The organism is Pseudomaricurvus albidus, from assembly GCF_018863235.1.
In the GTDB taxonomy this organism is placed as follows: Bacteria; Pseudomonadota; Gammaproteobacteria; order Pseudomonadales; family Cellvibrionaceae; genus Pseudomaricurvus; species Pseudomaricurvus albidus.
In genome coordinates this window covers 307,972-327,842 of sequence record NZ_JAHKRS010000002.1, presented here as the reverse complement: position 1 = coordinate 327,842, position 19,871 = coordinate 307,972, and the positions used below count along the sequence as shown (strand labels likewise).

Below are 19,871 nucleotides of genomic sequence, written 5' to 3'. Positions count from 1 at the left end.
TTTATTCAATCTCAATCAGAATATCGCCCGGAGTGACGCGATCACCTTTCGCCACATGAATGGCCACCACGGTTCCTCCAATGGTCGCCTGGATTTCGGTCTCCATTTTCATTGCCTCGGTAATCAACAGCGAGGCGCCCGCTTCGACGGTCTGACCTTCTGTCACCAACACCTCGACGATATTCCCAGGCATCGCAGTCGTAATGTGACCCGGCTGATTGGCCTTGGCGCGCTTGCTCTGACCGGCCTGAGGCTGGAAGCTGTTCAGCGGCTCAAACACAATCTCTTCCGGCACACCGTCGAGCGTCAGATAAATTCTGCGCTGACCGGAGGTAGTAGTACCCACACCCGTAACCACAACGTCGTGCTGCTCGCCATGCACATCGATATTGAACTCGGTCGGAACACCTTCCTGAGCGACCTGCTGACCATTGTCGGCTGGCAGTAACACTTCTGGCTGCAAGGTCCCGGCAGCGCGCTCTTCCAGGAACTTGCGGGCAATGTCCGGGAACATCGCGTAAGTCAGAACATCCTCATCGCTTTGCGCCAACGACCCCACTTCCGCACGCAGGCTGTCCAGCTCCGGTTTCAGTTCATCGGCCGGACGACCTTCGATCACCGGTTCATTACCAATGGCTTTCTTTTGCACTTCGGTATTCACCGGTGCCGGCGGCTGACCGTAACCACCGGCCAGATAGCGTTTGACCTCATTGGTGATGGATTTGTAACGCTCGCCGGTCAGTACATTCAATACCGCCTGTGTACCGACAATTTGCGACGAAGGCGTTACCAGCGGCGGGAAACCCAGATCTTCACGCACGCGGGGGATTTCAGCAAAGACATCGCGAATACGATCCAACGCATTTTGCTCTTTCAGCTGATTGGCCAGGTTGGACATCATGCCGCCCGGAACCTGATTGATCTGCACAGAGACATCTTCGTGCGTAAATTCACTTTCAAACTGATGGTATTTCTTCCGCACTTCACGGAAGTAATCGGCAATTTCCTGCAGCAGAGTGAGATCCAGACCGGTATCCCACTCTGTACCACGCAGAGCTGCAACCTGAGACTCTGTGGATGGGTGGCTGGTGCCGCCCGCAAAAGCAGAGATAGCGGTATCAATGTGGTCAACACCGGCTTCGATGGCCTTCAACTGACACAATGGCGCCAGCCCTGCGGTGCTGTGTGAATGCAGGAACAAAGGAAGATCCACGGCGTCTTTCAAGGCCTTAACCAGATCGTACGTTGCGTAAGGCGTGAGCAGGCCAGCCATATCCTTGATGGCGATAGAGTCGGCACCCATGTCCCGCAGATCCTTGGCCTGCTGGATATACAGCTCGGTAGTGTGCACCGGACTGGTGGTATAACAAATCGTGCCCTGTGCATGTTTGCCGGCTTTTTTCACCGCTTTAATCGCCGTTTCGATATTGCGCAGATCATTCAAGGCGTCAAACACGCGGAAGACATCAATACCGTTGGCAGCCGCTTTCTCAACAAAGGCACTGACCACATCGTCGGCGTAGTGACGGTAACCCAGCAGGTTTTGACCGCGCAACAACATCTGCAGACGCGTGTTCGGCAAAGCTTCACGCAGCTTGCGCAAACGCTCCCAGGGATCTTCTTTCAGGAAACGGACACAGGCGTCGAAGGTCGCGCCGCCCCACACTTCCAGCGACCAGTAACCCACCTGATCCAGCTTGTCACAAATGGGAAGCATGTCTTCGGTGCGCATGCGTGTAGCAATCAGCGACTGGTGGGCATCGCGCAAAATTACGTCCGTTACATTTACCTTGCTCATGGCAATGATCTCCAAATTCTTTTCTATAAACCGGCGTTGTTTAACTAACCAATATTCAACTAGCCAATGTTTAACTAACCAATTTCTCGAATGACCAGACCGTCGTATAGCGGAATGACCAACTCACGGAATGAATCGCTGACGATTCATCAAAGACCGGCGTGCGCCGCAATTGCTGTAGCAATAACCAGAGCCAATTCACTGGGGCTGCGCTTCTCGGAATAATGCTGCAACTCCGGGTGATTCGGCACAAAGCTGGTATTGAAGTGGCCGCTGCGGAACTCCTCATTACCGAGAATTTCCTGATAGTAGGCCGCGGTGGTTTTAATACCCTGCAAGCGCATATCCGCCAGTGCCCGCTGACCACGGTCCAGACAATCTTCCCAGTTCAAAGCCCAGACAATCAGCTTCAGGCACATGGAATCAAAATACGGCGGAATGGTGTAACCGGTATAGATCGCAGTATCCACACGAACCCCCGGGCCGCCCGGCGCATAGTAACGGGTGATCTTGCCAAAACTGGGCAGAAAATCGTTTTTCGGATCTTCCGCATTAATACGGAACTGCATGGCGAAACCGCGGTACTGGATGTCTTTCTGTTCGTAGCGGAGCTTTTCACCGGCGGCAATGGCAATTTGCTCGCGCACAATGTCGACACCGGTAATCTGTTCGGTGATGGTGTGCTCCACCTGAACCCGGGTGTTCATCTCCATAAAATAGGTGCCTTCATCGGTCACCAGAAACTCGACCGTACCCGCGTTTTCATAGCCCACGGCCTTGGCCGCTTTCACCGCCAACTCACCGATGTGGTTGCGGTGCTCGTCAGACAATTGCGGGCTGGGGGCAATCTCGATCAGTTTTTGGTTGCGGCGCTGAATAGAACAATCCCGCTCAAACAGGTGAATCGCATTGCCGTGGCTGTCTGCCAGTACCTGTACTTCAATGTGACGCGGATTCAGAATGCATTTTTCCAGGAAAACATCCGCCGAACCGAAGGCCTTGGTCGCTTCCGAAATCACCCGTGGATACTGTTGTTTCAACTCCTCAGGCGTGTCACAGCGACGAATACCGCGGCCGCCGCCACCGGAAGTGGCTTTCAACATGACGGGATAACCGATGGTTTCGGCGACAGAGAGCGCCTCATCCAGATCGGCCAGGTTGCCATCGGTACCGGGGGTAACCGGCACTCCCGCCTCGGTCATGGCCGTACGGGCAGCCGTCTTGTCACCCATCCGGGCAATCACTTCCGCCGCAGGGCCGACAAAAGCCAGGCCGCGCTCGGTACAGATACGGGCAAAATCATCGTTTTCAGACAGAAAGCCATAGCCGGGATGAATCGCATCACAGCCGGTTTCTGCTGCCAGGTTGACGATCCGTCGCGGATCGAGATAACCCGCCAGAGGGTCATCGCCAATAAAGTGCGCCTCATCCGCGCGCTTAACATGCAGCGCGTAGCGATCCGGTTCGGTATAGATGGCCACCGAGCGAATCCCCATTTCCGCGCAAGCGCGAATAATGCGTACGGCAATTTCGCCCCGATTAGCAATCAACAGCTTTTTGAACATGAGAAGCTCCGTTCAGTTCGACTCAGTAATAACCACTTAAGTTACCCTAGCTCAACCAGTAGTTAAAATTGATATTTTTTTGGTTTACTATAAAAGAAAGCTTATAAGCTATCGTATTCAGCAAGAGACCCGGCTTATGTCGTACACCCTTAACCAGCTACTCAACCGCCTGTCATTCCGCCAATTACAGGTCTTTATGGCGGTCTTTGAACTGCGAGGATACAGCCGCGCAGCTGAAGCTCTGGGCCTGACCCAGCCGGCAATCAGCGCCCAGATACGTCAGTTGGAGCAAATTTTCAGCCAACCTCTGTTCAACTACGTTGGCAAAACCCTGCACACGACTCCTGCGGGTGACGAACTGGCGCGCAGCATCCAGCAGATTTTTGGCGAACTGCAACAGCTCCAGGGACAGCTGTCAGAGCTTGAAGGGGTGGTTTCCGGAAGTCTGAACCTTGCAGCAGTCAGCACTGCACAGTATGTGGTTCCTCACTTACTGGCAGGGTTTCTCAAGCAATACCCCAAGATTGAAGTGGCCATGAAAGTCGTTAATCGCGCTCAGGCTATCTCGAGGTTAGCAGAAAATACCGACGATCTCGTGATCATGGGGATGGTGCCGGAAGACCGCTCCCTGTCATTTATGCCCTTTCTTGATAACGAATTGATCCCCGTGGTCAATGCTGGGCACCCTTTGGCAGAGCAGGACAATGTCTCCATGGCAGACTTTTTCCAGCAGCCGCTTCTGCTCCGTGAACACGGCTCGGGTACACGCCACGCGCTGGAAGCCTTCTGCGCCGAACAGCGGTTTTCGCTTAACTGGATTATGGAACTGGGTTCAAACGCCGCAGTAAAACACGGGGTGCTGGCGGATTTGGGAGTGGCGGTAATGCCCCGTTTCAGCGTACAGCTGGAGTTGCAACAGGGCTTTTTGCGGGAGCTACAGATCGAGGGGTTTCCGTTGCGGCGTTCCTGGTGCACAGTCCATCCGAGCCGCAAGCACCTGACACCGGCTGCCGAGGCTTTTCTGGACTACATTCGCACCCATAAAACACAGATACAGAAGCACTTTATGAACGTCTACGAAGCCAGAGAATCGGCGGATACTCTGGCTCCAGTTTGACATTTAGCTGGCAGTCGGCGGTTCCATGCCGTTCACCAGGGTTTTGAACGGTTCGAACTCTTTCAGAGGCTGTAAAGCCGGGTCTGTTTCCAGCTGGTCCTGATAGGTCTCGGTCAGATCCAGCGCCTTGGATAAAAAGCGCACCGCTTCATCGTACTGATGCAGGGTGGTATGAGCACACGCCAGCTGATAGAACGCGTGGCTGTTTTCCGGATCTATCGCCAGCGCCTGATGACACAGGTTTACAGCCCACTGGGGTTCACCCAGCTCAAGCACTGCATCCGCCTTGTAAGTCATGGCCTCGCAGTTATCCGGGCGCAATTTCAGAATCTGATCATAGATGGGAATCTGATGAGAAGGAGTCTGATCCTGCTGGGCCCGAAGCCACAGGGTTTGCACCTCTTCTGTACGCTCCAGCGCCTCGCGGTTTTCTTCAATATGGCGAGTCTTCTGCTTGAGCTGTTTCTCAATGCGTTCCAGTCGCTTCTCGTACTCTTCCACCAGCTTGGAGATTTCTTCATTGGCAAACGAGTGTACACGCTCTTTGATGTCGCGGATGGACGTCCAGCCGACAATCACCAACACGGAACTCGCCGCAGCAATCAGGTAAAAGAAGTAGGTAATGGTATCCGTGGCGTAGGTTACACCGCGGTCGATGGACTTGTGCTCACGATCGACGATCTGCTGCAGCAATTCGTTTTTCTGAGCCGCCATATCAATACGCAGCTGCTTCATTTCATCCAGAACATACCGCTCGATAAAGGGGCTATAAAGCGGTTCTTCAAGTTCGTCTACCGCTTTCGCAACAGCTGCTTGAGTCTGTTCTACAGAAGACTGGGCCGCATCCGCCGGCCCAGTGATTTGATCTTGATTGGCAGCTTCGCCGCCTGAAGTTTCCGAATACGCGGTGCTGGACAGTGCCAGCACAATAATAAAGACACCTGTCAGGAGGCGAGGCATATAGCTCTTCCGTGGTCGTGAATCTCTACCAGAGACTCGTGTAAGCTCTTCACGGCCTGATCGTAGTCGGACTCCTTCACGATAAACTGCATATCCACCTGACGCATGGACTGGTGAACTGCCAGTACACTCACATCGCGGCTGGCAACGGCCTGTACGGTCTTCGCCAAAATACCCGGAATCTGCATATCGCTACCAATAGCCGATACGATAGCCACCTTTTGCTGATTAAATTCGGCGTCCGGGTAACGCTCTTCCAGTGCAGCGCGAATACGCTTTACTGTCTTGAGGTTAGTCGACAGGAAGTGGGTAATGGTGTTGGCATTAATGTCTTTTGACACAATATGTGCCTTAAAACGCTTAATGGTTGCCAACACTTCATGATCGTAATCATGAATGTTACCGGCCATGTCCTGATCGAAGATTTCAAGCGCGTAAACGCCCTTACAGCCCGCAATAATCTCAACACAGGGAGTATCGCTTACATAGTCACCAGTAATCAAGGTACCGGCATGCTCCGGCTCAAAGGTATTCTTCACCCGCAGAGCAATATTGTTCTGGCGAAGCCCTTTCGCGGCTTTCGGGTGAATGGCCTCCATACCCAGATTGGCCAGCTGATCCGCCACATCATAGTTGGTGCGGCCAATCGGCACAGCGTTGTCTTCGCCCACCAAACGGGGGTCAGCACTGCTCAAATGGAATTCTTTGTGAATAATCGCCTCACGCGCCTGAGTAATCACCGCCAGACGACTGAAGGTCATTTCACTGTAACCTCGATCAAAAGAGGACATCAGACCATCCTGGCTGTGCGCATAGCCAGTCACAATAGGCAGCACCTTCGACAGATCAAGGTCTTCAAATGCCAGACGAATACGCTCATCCAGCGAAACGTGCTTGTCGGTATTCCAACCGGTCAAATCCAAAAAACGGGCGTTGACGCCATCACGCTGCAGTAAAGTCGCTGTATTCCAGGCACTGTGAGCCTCACCAATACTGGCCAGCATTTCACGAACTGTTGCCAGGTGGGCGTCCAGTGCGAAATGACCGTGCATACACAGACTGTGCAAATCAACCAGACAGGTCTGTGCATCATTAATACGCTCGTCAATAAAGTTATTGGCTTCTTTCAGCAGCTCGGTGTCGCCAAACAAACCTTCATTGATTTCGTGCAGTTCTTTTTTCAACTCGGCAACCGCGTGCAACCAGGTTTTGTCTTCCATGCTGTTGGCAAACAAACCATAAATACCCGGGCGGCCGTTCTTTTTATGTTCCAGAAGCTTATCGGTGATACCACCGTACGCCGAAACGACAAACACCCGTTGATACAGGTCGCCATTGTGGGCGCCTTTGAAAATGATGTTATCCCTAACCGACTCATAGTCGCTCATGGATGTACCGCCAATTTTCTCAATCGTGTGCATAGTGTTGTTCCTTAAAATGGTTTTTCCTGCCGCTGCATCACACAGATCAGCAGCAGTTAACAAATTAAAATCTGTGATCAGACCGCTAATCAGTCTGCACAGTTGATACATACCTGTGTATCGGGAACCGCCAACAATCGTTTCATTGGAATTTCACAGTCGCAAAAGCGACATAATCCTGCCTCTTCACTCTCCAACCACAACAGGTTGCGAGACAGTCTTTTCAGCTCGGCCTTATGTTCAGCCAATACCTTTTCATCAACCGATGAGCTGATGGTCAAATCCAAATCCGCTGCAGGATCATCATCCTGTTCCAGCTTTTTACTTGATAAACTTTTGCTCTCTGCAAGCTCGCCTTCCAATTGCCGCATACGGTCTTTAATACGCGACTCCAGCTGTCCAAAATCCAGAGCATCCATAAATCGACAGATCCTTCTCTTACACTTCACGACAGTCTGATACAGACCTGATGACATGAAGTAAAGAGTGTTTCAAATACATGTAGGGCGTGAAAACACGCCCAAAGCACTTCCCGTTGACATCATTGCTTTAGCTTTTACAACTGAAACAATGATCCCTGAAAGCCTCACTTACTCGGAAATGGTTTCCGCATCCAGCTCATAGGCGCCTTCAGCGTTATGTACTTCCTTGCCATTCAATGGCGGATTGAAAACACAGGCCATTTTCATTTCTTTGGTGGCGCGCAGTACATGTTTGTCGTGCTTATCGAGAATATACAAAGTGCCCGGTTTAATTGGGTACTTGACGCCATCGGCCAGAGTTTCGACCTCACCTTCACCGGACATGCAGTACACAGACTCCAGGTGATTCTGATAATGCATCTGGAAGTCTGCACCTTCATAAATCGTTGTAATATGAAAAGAGAAGCCCATATTGTCATCCTTCAGCAACATACGGGTGCTATCCCAGTTGCCGTCAGGAGAGACGATTTTACGATTGGTTTTTTCTGCTTCTTGTAAAGTTCTTACGATCATTGGTTAATGCCTCCAACCATTGAATATTAATACAGTGTGCCAGACAGCTGGCCAGACGTTTTATTCAACATGTTCTGCCCAGCTGTTGTGCAAGATAAAGTCCTGCCAATTACAATTTATACCGCGAGACGCACATCATCGAAGTAATCGTTTTCTTCTGGCATGGAATCTTCTTTCGCACAAACCTCACGAATTGCCTGCTCAACGATATCGATACCTTTTTTCAGGTTTTCATCGCTGATAATCAAAGGACACAAAAACTTAACAACCTGATCGTCTGCACCACTGGTTTCGATAATCAAACCATTCTGGAAGCATTTGCGGGTGATTTTTGCAGCCAGATCACCATCAATACAGTTAATGCCACGGAACATACCACGACCACGAGTGGTAAAGTTTCCTTCACCGTACTTATCTACGATGGCGTCAAGGCGCTCGGAAACATAATCACCCTTGCGCTTGATCTCTTTCGAGAAACTGTCATCAGACCAGAAGTGATCAATGGCTGCCTTGGCCGTAACAAACGCAAAGTTGTTACCACGGAAAGTACCGTTATGCTCACCTGGCTTCCACTGGTCAATTTCCGGACGGAAAAGCACAACCGCAAACGGCAATCCATATCCACCCAGAGACTTGGACAGGGTCACGATATCTGGCTTGATACCCGCCTCTTCAAAACTGAAGTAAGTTCCGGTACGACCACAACCGGCCTGAATATCATCCACAATCAAAAGAACATTGTGTTTCTTACAGACAGAATCCAGGTTGCGCAACCACTCAAAGCTTGCGACGTTAATACCACCTTCACCCTGCACTGTTTCTACAATAACCGCTGCCGGCTTATCGATACCACTACTGGAATCTGACAGCACCTTGTCCAGATAGAAGGTAGTGTCTACATCATCCCCCAGGTAACCATCAAACGGTAGACGGCTGGTGCCGTGCAGGCTGGTACCCGCTGCACCGCGGTGGTGAGAGTTACCGGTCGCCGCCAGAGCACCAAGACTTACACCGTGGAATCCGTTGGTAAACGTAATGATGTTTTCGCGACCAGTCACGTTACGGGCCAGCTTGAAAGCTGCTTCAACCGCATTAGTACCGGTAGGACCAGTAAACTGCATCACATAATCAAGACCACGTGGCTTCAGGATCTTTTCATTAAATGCTTCCAGAAATTCACCCTTTGCCTTGGTGTGCATATCCAGACCGTGAGTAATGCCATCGTTCTCGATGTATTCCTGCAGCAATTTCTTAAACACCGGATGGTTGTGCCCATAGTTAAGGGTACCGGCGCCAGCCAGGAAATCCAGATATTCATTGCCATCGTCATCGTACAAAAACTCACCTTTTGCACGATTAAATACACGTGGGAACGAACGTGCATAAGACTGTACTTCCGACTCGATCTCTTCAAAAATTTTCATAACCAGTTTCTCCGAGTAGTTTTAATTTCAAGTAATGTATTAACTGTTCAATTTCGTCTTTCTAAACTGTTACTCGCTGTGTCCGTCCAGCGCCCTTACGTCAGCATCACACTGAAAAGGGGCCAATCCGAACCAGCATTTCAGAGTCGTGCTCACCCTGAAAATGGGTATTCTTGTCAAAAAACACCGATGAATTGATGTCCGCATCCAATTTCCTGGCCGCTCCGGTAAACAAAGCCCAAGAAGCGTTATTGTCTTCGGTAATGGTGGTCTCCAAATAAGACACCGTCTCACACGCTGGCTGCGACAGAATGAACCTGATCATTTTGGTCGCAAGACCACAGCCTCGGGCGGCCTCACCGACAGCAACCTGCCAGACAAAAACCGTATCGGGGCGTTCCGGCAGACAGTACCCGCTGATAAAACCCACCAACTCACCATCGAGAGTGGCCGCAACCGAGGTGCTGGAAAAATGACTGCACTGCAACAGGTTGCAATAGACCGAATTGGGATCCAGTGGAGGGCAGGCAGCGACCAGTTGATGAACCTTCATGCCATCCTCAGGAACAGGTGCCCTCAAGACGATATCGTCCGCCCTGGGGTTACCGCTTTTTGTCGAGCCACTGTTACTCACGTATTCACCTCAATGAATCAATTACATGTCAAATATTTTCAACCCTAAGAATATTACCGTCTTTATATGACAAAACCGGTAATCGATTTGCCGAAAATACCGGTTTAAATGCCAAATAAAGCATTTATGCGAAATATATTGCTTAGAGGCCTAAATATAGTACACTAAATATTGTAAATGTCCAACCGGGCAAAATTCTGCAGTACAGCATGCATACAAAAGTGAGAATTGATACCGGGGGTCACATATGGCCAAACTGGCTGTCTGCCAGCGAATCACAGCATGCGTAACGGATAAAACTGCAGACAACGGGGATGACACACAACCCATTGCTACACGAGCCTCCAGGCAGTGCTCGACACAACCAGGAGACAATTATTTTGAAGAATTCACCGATTAACATCAGGAGGGCAGCAAACGATGAATAAAATGGTCGGCGACATTGATGCCCAGATGTATAATTTGCCGCTTAATAAGCATTATTCGAGTAGAGAAAAGTTCTTGAACAGCATTGAAGAGGTTCTGATTGCCCTGCGGCGCGTAATTCGTGCAACTGATCTGCACTCAAAGCACCTGGCAAAAACCACGGGACTGACCGCCCCGCAAATTCTGCTATTGCAGACTATTCGCGATGAAGGTGAGATCACCATTGGTGAAGTTGCCAACAAGATGAGCCTGAGCCAGGCGACCGTAACCACCATTCTTGACCGGCTGGAGAAGCGCGGCCTGGTGTTCCGTGAACGCTCGAAAGAGGACAAGCGAAAAGTACATGCTTACCTCACAGACGAGGCCCACAGCACCTTGAGCGAAGCGCCTATTCCCCTGCAAGACCATTTTGCACGCCAGTTTGGCGACCTGCAGGAGTGGGAGCAAACCATGATTATTTCGTCACTGCAGCGTGTCGCTCAGATGATGGATGCACAACATATCGATGCATCTCCGGTTTTGGATGTAGGGCTACTTGATCGCCACGACACCTCAATCGACAAGCTAGCCCCATTTCAAGACAAGAAGTAACCACCAACCCACGGTGGTCACTAACCCGATGTGACCACCGACAGTTTGACCGAGGTGCGACAGCCAGGGACGGCTGTCGATTCACAAGCCGAACCCTCATCCGATACACGCCTCATCCAGAAGAAGCTGGATACACTCATGGAATTTCGCCACAACAACCCCATGGCAATATCGTCACTCACCCGGCGGAAAGCTTCAATCCAGGGCTGATATCTGTACAACAGACAGGCCTGCACCTTCCCTGCGACCTGCATATCGCGCATACGGGCACTGCCCCAAATATCCCATGAGAAATAAGAGCCATCAATCTTGCGATAGAGCACCGGATCCACATCGTCAGGAGACGTGATTCGCTTGCCGGACCATCCGGCTCCAACCTGACAAACATCGTCAAAGTGTCCAACCTGCCAAAGCCCCAACATATAATCGCAACTGGCGGGCTCGCACTGACCGAACAACAGACACAGTTTTTCAGAGGAACAAAGCAGACCTTTCTCGACAAAACCCAGCAATTCAGCTTCGGTCCCGGAAGATAATTCGTTCATTTTATTATTTTTGTAATGGCCAGAAGCGCTGGCGCTCACCAGACCCGCTGCAATGTACCTGACAGCGGATCATCAAAGCACCTGAACACTTCCGGACGGGTGATTAATCAGACTGATTGTCTCAAGCCGGAATCAATAGCCCAACACGGCAGACCACAAATCGCACTGATGCGTCTGGGCAAAGTTGTTGATTGTTTCCGGGCCGGTTGGCTTCAGAGATTTCATCAGCTCATAGTTATTGCCATAACGAATCCAGATAGGTGCACCTGACAAGTTCGGGGTGCGATACTTGGCAAAACTGGTCCAGTAGCGAACCATCGCATCCGAGAGCTGCTTCTGCTCATCATTCAGGTAAATACCCTGTGGCTGTCCGTTCGTACCCAACAGGTATTGGATCTCCGAACTGTGATAAGCGCCGTATGAAAAACTGACAGGCGGCAACGTAGTCTGAGGCGCATTAGGATCGTCAAACTCATACCCATAAGTAGGGACATGCTGGGACAACAATTTAATCGACGACAGGGAATTACAGGCGAACAGGAAATCCGTGCCCAAAGCCGTCACAGCCTCTCCTGGTGAGCCGTAAGCAGACAGCGGATAAAAGGAAGCGACCGCAGGCACCGCATCGACAGGAATACCTGCTTGCGCGATTGCAGTGTAATAGTTGTCTGCCGTTACCGGGTTACCAACCAAATCGAACGACAACGCCGTGAACAGGCTGTACTCATCACGAGTAGTACCTTCGATAACCGGCACTTTATTGAACTCACCCTTTTGCAGAGCGGCTTGTACAGTTTGTGGCAGCACATCACCGTCGACCACAGGTAACCAGCCAACAGGACCTGGATCCTGATTTGCCAGAATTTGCTCAACACTCAAACTGCGCAAGCATGACAGCGACTGATCGGGACACCCCATGGCTGCCGCCAGGCCCGCACCCAGATACTCCCACTGCTGCAGTGTCGGCTGAGCCAACGCATAGGCTCCGCTCTGAATAATGGCACCATTAAACAAGCCTGCGGCCTTGGGTGACGCAATTTGCGAGTGAACACTCAAACCGCCGGCCGACTCACCAAAAATCGTTACTCGATCCGGATCACCGCCAAAACGCTCAATATTATCCTGCACCCATTGCAACGCAGCCTGCTGATCCATCAAACCATAGTTACCGGAAGAACCTTGCCCTTCAGCTGTCAGTGCAGGATGAGCCATAAAACCAAGAGCACCAAGACGGTAATTCACCGTCACAACGACCACACCTTCTTCTACCAGTTTTTCCGGATCATAGGTATGCCCCTCACCATAGGTAAAGGCACCACCATGAATCCAAACCATAACCGGCTTTTTAATCTTGCCCCAAAAGCTTCCGGCACTTTTAGGCTTATAAACATTCAGATAAAGGCAATCTTCTGAAACACTGGGTATGCCAAACACCGAAGGCGTCTGGGGACAACTCGAGCCAGCCGTGGTCGCCTCAAAGTTGTCGGGAAAATCGAGCTGTTGCGGAGCCTTCCAACGCAACTCGCCTACCGGAGGCTCTGCGTATGGAATCCCCAGATACTTGGTGCCGTAATCGGTTTCAACACCTGTCATTGTATTTTTATTATCAGATCCATGATAAAAAGCGTTAGCCTGCAGACTCCCGACACTTGCGGCCAACACCAGAGAACCGGCCAAAACCTTTATCATTGAGCACACATTTGTTTTTGGAACTTTCATAATCCTTATCCTTGGTATGTCATACATACACAGGCCCAGGCACGAACAAACGCAACCGGCACCATCGCATAAATTAAACAGCGACAGCAGTTTGGCAGATTTAAATTATGAATTCGGCAATTTACCATTAGCCAAAAGAAGACTTGTACAAAACGATACCCGATGGAAACGGGCTCAATAAACGTGAGTTCCTTTGTGAAAAAAAAGCAGAAATACTTTATGAAATCAGGGCAAATAAATACAAGTTAACTTGGAAAATATTGCCTTCAAAGAAAAGCCAGATTGCTATATTTATCCAAGACAGACAGCGCGGCGACTGCAAATACTCTTTATTCCCCCTGAACCATCCAATTAATTCCATCCCACCCTGGCTCTCACTGAAAAGACCTCACATGCGACTTTAAAACTGCCATTTAAAGTCCCTATTCCGACCATAAGCAGATCTTATTAGGGGCTTGGCAAGTTAAACGCTAAAGTAGTCCCCTGACCCATAGACAATATGAAATCATGATAAAACTACGTGATCTGGAATACTTAGTCGCCATTGATGAGCACAAACACTTCGGCAAGGCCGCCGAAGCATGCTTTGTCAGCCAACCCACACTGAGCGGCCAGATAATGAAACTGGAAGACCAGCTGTCCCTGCAGTTAGTTGAGCGCCATCGCCGCAGTGTGATGCTGACTCCCGCCGGCGAGACTCTGATCGGCAAGGCCCACAAGGTGTTACAGGCCGCGGAGGAATTCGAATCAACCGCGAAATCTCTTCTGGATCCACTGGCAGGTGATCTTCACGTCGGAATGATTCCGACACTCGCGCCCTACCTGCTGCCACACATCATGCCGGGCCTGAATCGCGCACTCCCCAACATTCATTTTTACCTGCATGAAAATAAAACCCAAAATCTGCTGCAGGAGCTTAACGGCGGCAAACTGGACCTGCTGATACTCCCCTATCTGGAAGAGATGGACAGCTTTGATCGTTACGATCTGTTTGATGAGGAACTGATGTTAGCTGTACCCGCCAACCATCCATTTTCTGAGCGGAACACCGTCACCCTGGAAGACCTCAAAGGAGAACAGATCCTGACACTGGAGGACGGCCACTGCCTGCGTGATCAGGCACTGGGGTATTGTTTCACTGCAGGCGCCCATGAGGACAATCGCTTTCAAGCGACCAGCCTGGAAACCCTGCGCTATATGGTAGCCAGCGGTCTGGGCATTACCCTGCTCCCCAAACTGGCCACGCTAAACCAGCAACCGGGCAACAATTTGCATTACCTCCCTTTTGCCGATCCCCCACCGACCCGAAAGATCAGCCTGGTAATTCGACCGAACTATTCACGCATGGAAGCCGTGCGCGCAGTGGTCAGTGATCTGCGCTCGTCCCTGTCCAGCCTGCGGGAAACCGTCTCCTGATGCCCACCGGAAGCCCAGCCAGCTGACTGGACGCCGATTAAATCACCCAGGAGTCTTCCCCTTCCTCCCGGTCATCTTCTTTTCCTTCGCTATACAGCCCTGCCTATCGAGCCCATAGGAAGTATCGATTATTTCACGCCGCAAATACGAATTATTATTAATTGCAACTTGAGACATAAACAGGATACGGACATGACCAAGTCAATTACCTTTACCCTTATGCACTTCGCCATCGCGTTGACCGTGGCCTATCTGTTAACCGGTAGCCTGGTCATCGGTGGAGCCATTGCCCTGGTGGAACCTTTGGTAAACAGCGTGGGCTACTTCTTCCACGAAAAAGTCTGGGATTCTATCAAGGCCAAAAAAGCTCAAGCCCAACAAGTCCGGCGGCAGGATGTTTCTGACGCCGTGCTTGCCTGATGCCATTGCCAGCCCCTTGCTCTCCCTTAGGTGCGCCGGATTCAGGGCGCACCGGTGGTCTGTTGATTGAAGAGCAAGCTGCACCCCAAAACCGGCATCCATGCACAAGGGAACTCATATAAAACAGCTCCTGACAGACATGACCACCTTCTCACTTCAGCTTTTATAATCGCTCCTGGAAAACGTAACAATCAATTACTTTTAATTAAAAACTCCGGATCATTACTGGCAAGCGACAAGGAAAAAGTCTTTGCCCCGAGGTTGATCAATGATGGCAATCTCGCAACCGACGTAAACACCTTAACATCGTATTGCAATGCAACATCTTTTAACTCGCCAAACAGTGCCAACTTATCCAAATCACTGAGAGGACCACCGTAAGAGATATTAATAAAAGGTGATTTCAATCCTTTTCTGATTGCGTCAATGGCGTGCTGGAGAATAATATTGATGGCATTATCGTGACCTCGAGCCTGTGAACTCAATCCCATCTCACCTCTCATTCCGAAAATGACCGGGGAAATCTTCAACCACTTCCCGATCAAACCATTAATGAAATTCACAGTATTGTCTCCACGCTGAATCGCACGCTGTCGCAGAAACTGAACATCCGGTGGCGCAGAGTAGGATTGTACATAGCCGGTAAACTCTCTCATCTGAGCAATAAACTCACGCTTGGTTTTCGCCTTGCGTGCCAGACGGATAGCTTCCAGGGCAAACAACCCTTGTCCACAATACGCTGTTCCGGAATCAATAATCGTTAATGAAAAAGCTGGTCGATCGGGTTGTCGATAGTCTCTGATATTTGGCCCGAAACTACTCTTTACCTCTTGCCACAGCTCACATTGATTACTGTATTGTGAAGATACTGTTTGAACGATCGCATAATCGTAATGCGGAATGATTTCTGACTTGAGAAATTCGATAATCTGTTCTTTGGTCGCCGCCTCTGAAGTACCGTATTTTTTCTCTGTAATTTCACCCCGTTCCAACATTCCAAGAACATCATTGGCAACCAACGTATCTTCAAATGTGTCATCGCCCATAATCATGTTAATAGGCAACAACTTAACCGACTTTGAGTTTTCAACCGACGCAGGAAGCTCACACGCCGAATCAGTAATAATAACGGTAGACAAGGTGTATACCCCACTTCTTAATTATTGTTTTGGTATATAAGGTGAAACCATGAAAAAAGCGACACCGGCCATCCATTCTACTGGCAATTTAGAAGATGGTGTCACGACACTTCACTAAAAACGGGTCAAAAAATACAACCTTAATAGACAACCCCCTGAATATCTTCATCGGCCTGTTCATTCACTTTCCCACCCAAAGAACGTAAAAATCATCCGGTACAAAACTCACCACTCTGAATTCCCCCAAAACTCCTAAGAACATAAAGAGAAACATTTGGCTAAAAACAAAAACAGTTCACACCTCTCAAAGACTTTGTCACTGATATAAACCCTCCAAATTAAATTGTATGAAACAGTCACTCCGAAATATTGTCAGGCCAGAAACCCCTTGCTAACTTCCACTTGCGCATTCAAATGAAATGTGCGAAGCACTCGAAAAACCCAATACCTGTAAAGCAGGTTTATCGAGTCACTTTACATAACAATAATTTAGTCAGTGCAAGTCTCGATTAACAGAAATGCTAATCGAACGATGTATTGCACAGCTCAAACTCGGATGAAAACTCTATGAAAAAATCACTTCTACAAGCATTGCTTACAGGCGTAAGCGCTATTGTGCTATCAGCCAGTGCATTCTCATCTACCGGTGGTGGCTCAACCACTCCAGGACCTTCAGACCCCTGCACCAATTGTACCCGCGGACCAAACCCTACTGTCAGTTCTTTGGAAGCAGACCGTGGCCCATACAACGTTGACACCCGCAACGTATCTTCATTTGTCAGTGGCTTTGGTGGCGGAACCATCCACTACCCGACCAACGCATCAGGACAAATGGGCGCCATTGCGGTCATCCCCGGTTACGTATCTTATGAGAGCAGCATCGAATGGTGGGGACCACGTTTGGCCTCACATGGTTTTGTTGTCATTACCATCGACACCAACACCATCTACGATCAGCCCGACAGCCGTGCAGATCAGTTAAGTGCCGCTCTGGATTATGTTATTGATCAGAGCAACTCAAGCAGCAGCCCGATCAGCGGTATGGTCGACAGCTCTCGTCTGGGCGTAATCGGTTGGTCCATGGGAGGCGGCGGTTCCTTGAAACTGGCGACCGATCGCAATCTGAACGCCATCATTCCGCAAGCCCCTTATTACAGCGGTTCAAATGACTTTGATACCATTCGTACACCCACTCTGATCCTGGCTTGCGAGCTTGATGCCGTAGCTGCAGTTAGTCTTCATGCATCACCTTTCTACAACGACGTGCCTAACAGCACGCCAAAAGCTTTCCTGGAAATCAACAACGGTGACCATTTCTGCGCAAACTCTGACAAACCTGATGAAGACATTCTGGGTAAATACGGTGTTGCCTGGATGAAGCGTTTCATCGATTTCGACTACCGGTACGATCAGTTCCTGTGCGGCCCGAATCATGAGGCTGACTACAACATCTCCGACTATCGTGAGAACTGCAACTACTAATAAACTGTATGTAGTTGCTTTATCGCTTTGGTAGAGCATTACACACAAAAACGGCAGCCACTGGCTGCCGTTTTTACATCTGTTGATCACTTTTTTGGGATAGCAGAGGTAAGTCCAATTCTTAAATCTAAAATTCCGTATTTACAACAACCTGATTGCGACCACGGGATTTGGCTTGGTACAGTGCTTTATCAGCCTGCTCAATCATCAGGGTATAATCACTTTCAGACTCAGGGATCCAGGACGCCACGCCCAAACTGATGGTCAGCGACAACTCTCCATTTTCAGTCAAAAAAGGTGTTGTTTCGACCAATTTCCGGCTTTTCTCTGCAACAATAGCTGCCTGCTCAGCAGAAGTAGCCGGCAGCAGATAAACAAACTCTTCACCGCCATAACGAGCTAACAAATCACCTGCACGGCTTACCACACTTCCCAGTAATTCGGCCACATGACGTATACAGCCATCACCAACTCCATGACCATAGGTATCATTGACCGCTTTGAAAAAGTCTATATCGACCAACACAATGGCTAATGGCTGCTGGTTTCGACAGGCACGACGACTCTCTTCCACAACCATATTATCAAAGCAGCGACGATTACTGAGCTTGCTCAATGAATCTGTCATCGACAAGCGCAACAAACTGCTGTTGGCTTCCTCAAGCTTTTCCATAGCCTCTTCGTACTGACGGGTTCGAAGCATCACTTGAGTCTCAAGCTTTTCCGTTAATCCCATTTGTAATTCCAGTGTTTCTTTCTGTGCCTCAAGCCTTTGACTACGCTCCTGACTGACACGAACAGCCAGGCTTAAGGCCTCCTCCTGCGCCAATTCTTTTTTATGGCGATCCTGTTGGACACGATAAGCTAACGCGAACGACAACAAAATCAACTCAATCACCATGCCAAAGATTTGTGAATAAGCCGTAAAATAGTTAAATGGCAGAACCCCTTCCAACATCAAGGAAAAAACCAGCGTTCCAACAATCAGTGCAAGCCAGGCCACACTGAAAATAAGGGCCGGTATACTTCTTTTTAGCGCGAGATAAAGCGAGACACCGAGACCAACAAAGCAAGTCACGATGGACATAACACCCAGTCCATGAAACATCGGCCGGCTGTGAGAAAGACTGAAAGTCACGGCAAATACCAACCAGATCATCAGCAACAGGGTATTGCTGTGAAGAATAAGCTCCCCATAACGATGCAACTCCAGGAACTTGCGTACAAATAACGTTGCCATAAGAAAGGACAGGCTGGCGAATGTCAGCAGGCCATAATCTGTAAGCCACTGATAACCTGGCCACAAATAATAAGGTCCAATCCCCGTCATCGCTGCCAAGTACAAGGACGCGAAGCAGATATAAGCGGTATAATAGAGATAAGACGTATCTCGAAGAGAGATAAACAGGCTCAAGTTATAGAGCGACATAACAACCAAGGTGCCCAGAACGACACCAATAGCCAACAAATCTACATCGCCTACGATATCAAAGCGATTTTCCTTTATCAGCTGCATGGGTACCGCCACCATATTCGGTGATCGGACTTCCATAAACACGTGTAACGGCTGTCCTTGGACAAGATTCAGAGGGAATGCCAAATGACGGCTGGGCTTGTAACGCTGGTTGATTGGATATGACAGACCCACAGGACGGCTATCCCACCACTCACCGGTAACCGTGTTGTAGGTATAAATTTTGACGTAATTCAACGTCGCCAACTGAACGGATAAAAGCCAACGCTCATCATCCATTTCTGCTGGCAGGATACGAAATCCAAACCACAAGGACTTATCATTTTTGACGGCACTGCTTACTTTTCCCGTATAGGGCTCCCAACCACCGACTGTAGAAGGATCCCGCAACGCGTCAGGTAACGCCCCCTGATCAACCACCCGATAACGTAATTCCCGAACCACCTGAACAGACTTCAGCTCGTCAGTCAGGATCACATCTTGAATAACAGGCACTGCACCACCTGCCACAGAGGCAACCACTCCCACTAAACAGGCCAACAGAAAGGCAACTATCCTTCGCCGCACAAGCACCATGTAACGCCTCTATATTCAGACACAACACTGCAACAGAATTTTGACGGTCAGTATTATTATTTTGTTTTAATGCACAGGCCGAGCCAGCTTTCTGGCACAACTACTCAGGACCGAGGGTAAACCCTGATATGACAGCCCTTTTGCAAAGGGGTTTGGCACGAAAAACAAC

At 49.6% G+C, this 19,871-nt stretch carries 17 protein-coding genes; 5 read left to right on the top strand and 12 right to left on the bottom strand.

The features are described 5' to 3' along the window. Nucleotide 1: 1 nt before the first annotated feature. Nucleotides 2–1,798: a sodium-extruding oxaloacetate decarboxylase subunit alpha gene (gene oadA, locus KOI40_RS04845; RefSeq protein WP_216096330.1), complete on the bottom strand. Its 1,797-nt coding sequence runs from the start codon at nucleotides 1,796–1,798 to the stop codon at nucleotides 2–4. Between the two features lie 149 nt (nucleotides 1,799–1,947). Further along, nucleotides 1,948–3,363: an acetyl-CoA carboxylase biotin carboxylase subunit gene (locus KOI40_RS04840; protein ID WP_216096329.1), complete on the bottom strand. Its 1,416-nt coding sequence runs from the start codon at nucleotides 3,361–3,363 to the stop codon at nucleotides 1,948–1,950. 136 nt (nucleotides 3,364–3,499) lie between these two features. Between KOI40_RS04840 and KOI40_RS04835 the strand changes: the two genes are divergently transcribed. Next, nucleotides 3,500–4,480 (top strand): LysR family transcriptional regulator, encoded by a 981-nt coding sequence (locus KOI40_RS04835; protein WP_216096328.1) that lies wholly within the window; start codon nucleotides 3,500–3,502, stop codon nucleotides 4,478–4,480. A gap of 3 nt (nucleotides 4,481–4,483) precedes the next feature. Here KOI40_RS04835 and KOI40_RS04830 read toward each other — a convergent pair whose 3' ends face one another. From KOI40_RS04830 to ectA, 6 genes are all read right to left on the bottom strand, one after another. Continuing rightward, the gene (locus tag KOI40_RS04830; RefSeq protein ID WP_216096327.1) at nucleotides 4,484–5,440 is read right to left on the bottom strand and encodes a TPR end-of-group domain-containing protein; all 957 of its coding nucleotides are present in this window, start codon (nucleotides 5,438–5,440) and stop codon (nucleotides 4,484–4,486) included. Then, nucleotides 5,425–6,861 (bottom strand): aspartate kinase, encoded by a 1,437-nt coding sequence (locus KOI40_RS04825; RefSeq protein ID WP_216096326.1) that lies wholly within the window; start codon nucleotides 6,859–6,861, stop codon nucleotides 5,425–5,427. Before KOI40_RS04825 ends, KOI40_RS04830 begins: the two co-directional genes overlap by 16 nt. A gap of 89 nt (nucleotides 6,862–6,950) precedes the next feature. Beyond that, complete coding sequence (locus KOI40_RS04820) at nucleotides 6,951–7,280, bottom strand: TraR/DksA C4-type zinc finger protein (protein ID WP_216096325.1); 330 nt, start codon at nucleotides 7,278–7,280, stop codon at nucleotides 6,951–6,953. 171 nt (nucleotides 7,281–7,451) lie between these two features. Next, a complete protein-coding gene (locus tag KOI40_RS04815; protein ID WP_216096324.1) occupies nucleotides 7,452–7,856 on the bottom strand; it encodes an ectoine synthase in 405 nt (134 codons plus the stop codon). A 116-nt stretch (nucleotides 7,857–7,972) separates the two neighbouring features. Beyond that, nucleotides 7,973–9,280, bottom strand: a complete 1,308-nt coding sequence (gene ectB / locus KOI40_RS04810; protein ID WP_216096323.1) for a diaminobutyrate--2-oxoglutarate transaminase — start codon at nucleotides 9,278–9,280, stop codon at nucleotides 7,973–7,975. Between the two features lie 106 nt (nucleotides 9,281–9,386). Further along, complete coding sequence (ectA, locus tag KOI40_RS04805) at nucleotides 9,387–9,914, bottom strand: diaminobutyrate acetyltransferase (RefSeq protein WP_369413150.1); 528 nt, start codon at nucleotides 9,912–9,914, stop codon at nucleotides 9,387–9,389. Nucleotides 9,915–10,367: 453 nt separating this feature from the next. On the opposite strand from ectA, the gene KOI40_RS04800 reads away from it, so the two are divergent. Next, nucleotides 10,368–10,931 (top strand): MarR family winged helix-turn-helix transcriptional regulator, encoded by a 564-nt coding sequence (locus tag KOI40_RS04800; RefSeq protein ID WP_304504173.1) that lies wholly within the window; start codon nucleotides 10,368–10,370, stop codon nucleotides 10,929–10,931. Nucleotides 10,932–10,951: 20 nt separating this feature from the next. Here KOI40_RS04800 and KOI40_RS04795 read toward each other — a convergent pair whose 3' ends face one another. Together KOI40_RS04795 and KOI40_RS04790 are read right to left on the bottom strand one after the other, a co-directional pair. Next, a complete protein-coding gene (locus KOI40_RS04795) occupies nucleotides 10,952–11,476 on the bottom strand; it encodes a DUF4334 domain-containing protein (protein WP_216096322.1) in 525 nt (174 codons plus the stop codon). 132 nt (nucleotides 11,477–11,608) lie between these two features. After that, complete coding sequence (locus KOI40_RS04790) at nucleotides 11,609–13,165, bottom strand: carboxylesterase/lipase family protein (protein WP_216096321.1); 1,557 nt, start codon at nucleotides 13,163–13,165, stop codon at nucleotides 11,609–11,611. A 537-nt stretch (nucleotides 13,166–13,702) separates the two neighbouring features. Between KOI40_RS04790 and oxyR the strand changes: the two genes are divergently transcribed. Further along, nucleotides 13,703–14,611 (top strand): DNA-binding transcriptional regulator OxyR, encoded by a 909-nt coding sequence (oxyR, locus tag KOI40_RS04785; RefSeq protein WP_216096320.1) that lies wholly within the window; start codon nucleotides 13,703–13,705, stop codon nucleotides 14,609–14,611. 192 nt (nucleotides 14,612–14,803) lie between these two features. Next, nucleotides 14,804–15,031, top strand: coding sequence for a DUF2061 domain-containing protein (locus KOI40_RS04780; RefSeq protein WP_216096319.1), 228 nt, complete (start codon nucleotides 14,804–14,806; stop codon nucleotides 15,029–15,031). Between the two features lie 191 nt (nucleotides 15,032–15,222). On the opposite strand, the gene KOI40_RS04775 is transcribed toward KOI40_RS04780, so the two are convergent. After that, entirely contained in the window at nucleotides 15,223–16,170 is a 948-nt protein-coding gene (locus KOI40_RS04775) for a DegV family protein (RefSeq protein ID WP_216096318.1), read from the bottom strand. A 567-nt stretch (nucleotides 16,171–16,737) separates the two neighbouring features. On the opposite strand from KOI40_RS04775, the gene KOI40_RS04770 reads away from it, so the two are divergent. Beyond that, nucleotides 16,738–17,652 (top strand): alpha/beta hydrolase family protein, encoded by a 915-nt coding sequence (locus KOI40_RS04770; RefSeq protein ID WP_216096317.1) that lies wholly within the window; start codon nucleotides 16,738–16,740, stop codon nucleotides 17,650–17,652. A 127-nt stretch (nucleotides 17,653–17,779) separates the two neighbouring features. Here KOI40_RS04770 and KOI40_RS04765 read toward each other — a convergent pair whose 3' ends face one another. Next, nucleotides 17,780–19,621 (bottom strand): sensor domain-containing diguanylate cyclase, encoded by a 1,842-nt coding sequence (locus tag KOI40_RS04765; protein WP_216096316.1) that lies wholly within the window; start codon nucleotides 19,619–19,621, stop codon nucleotides 17,780–17,782. Between the last annotated feature and the right edge of the window lie 250 nt (nucleotides 19,622–19,871).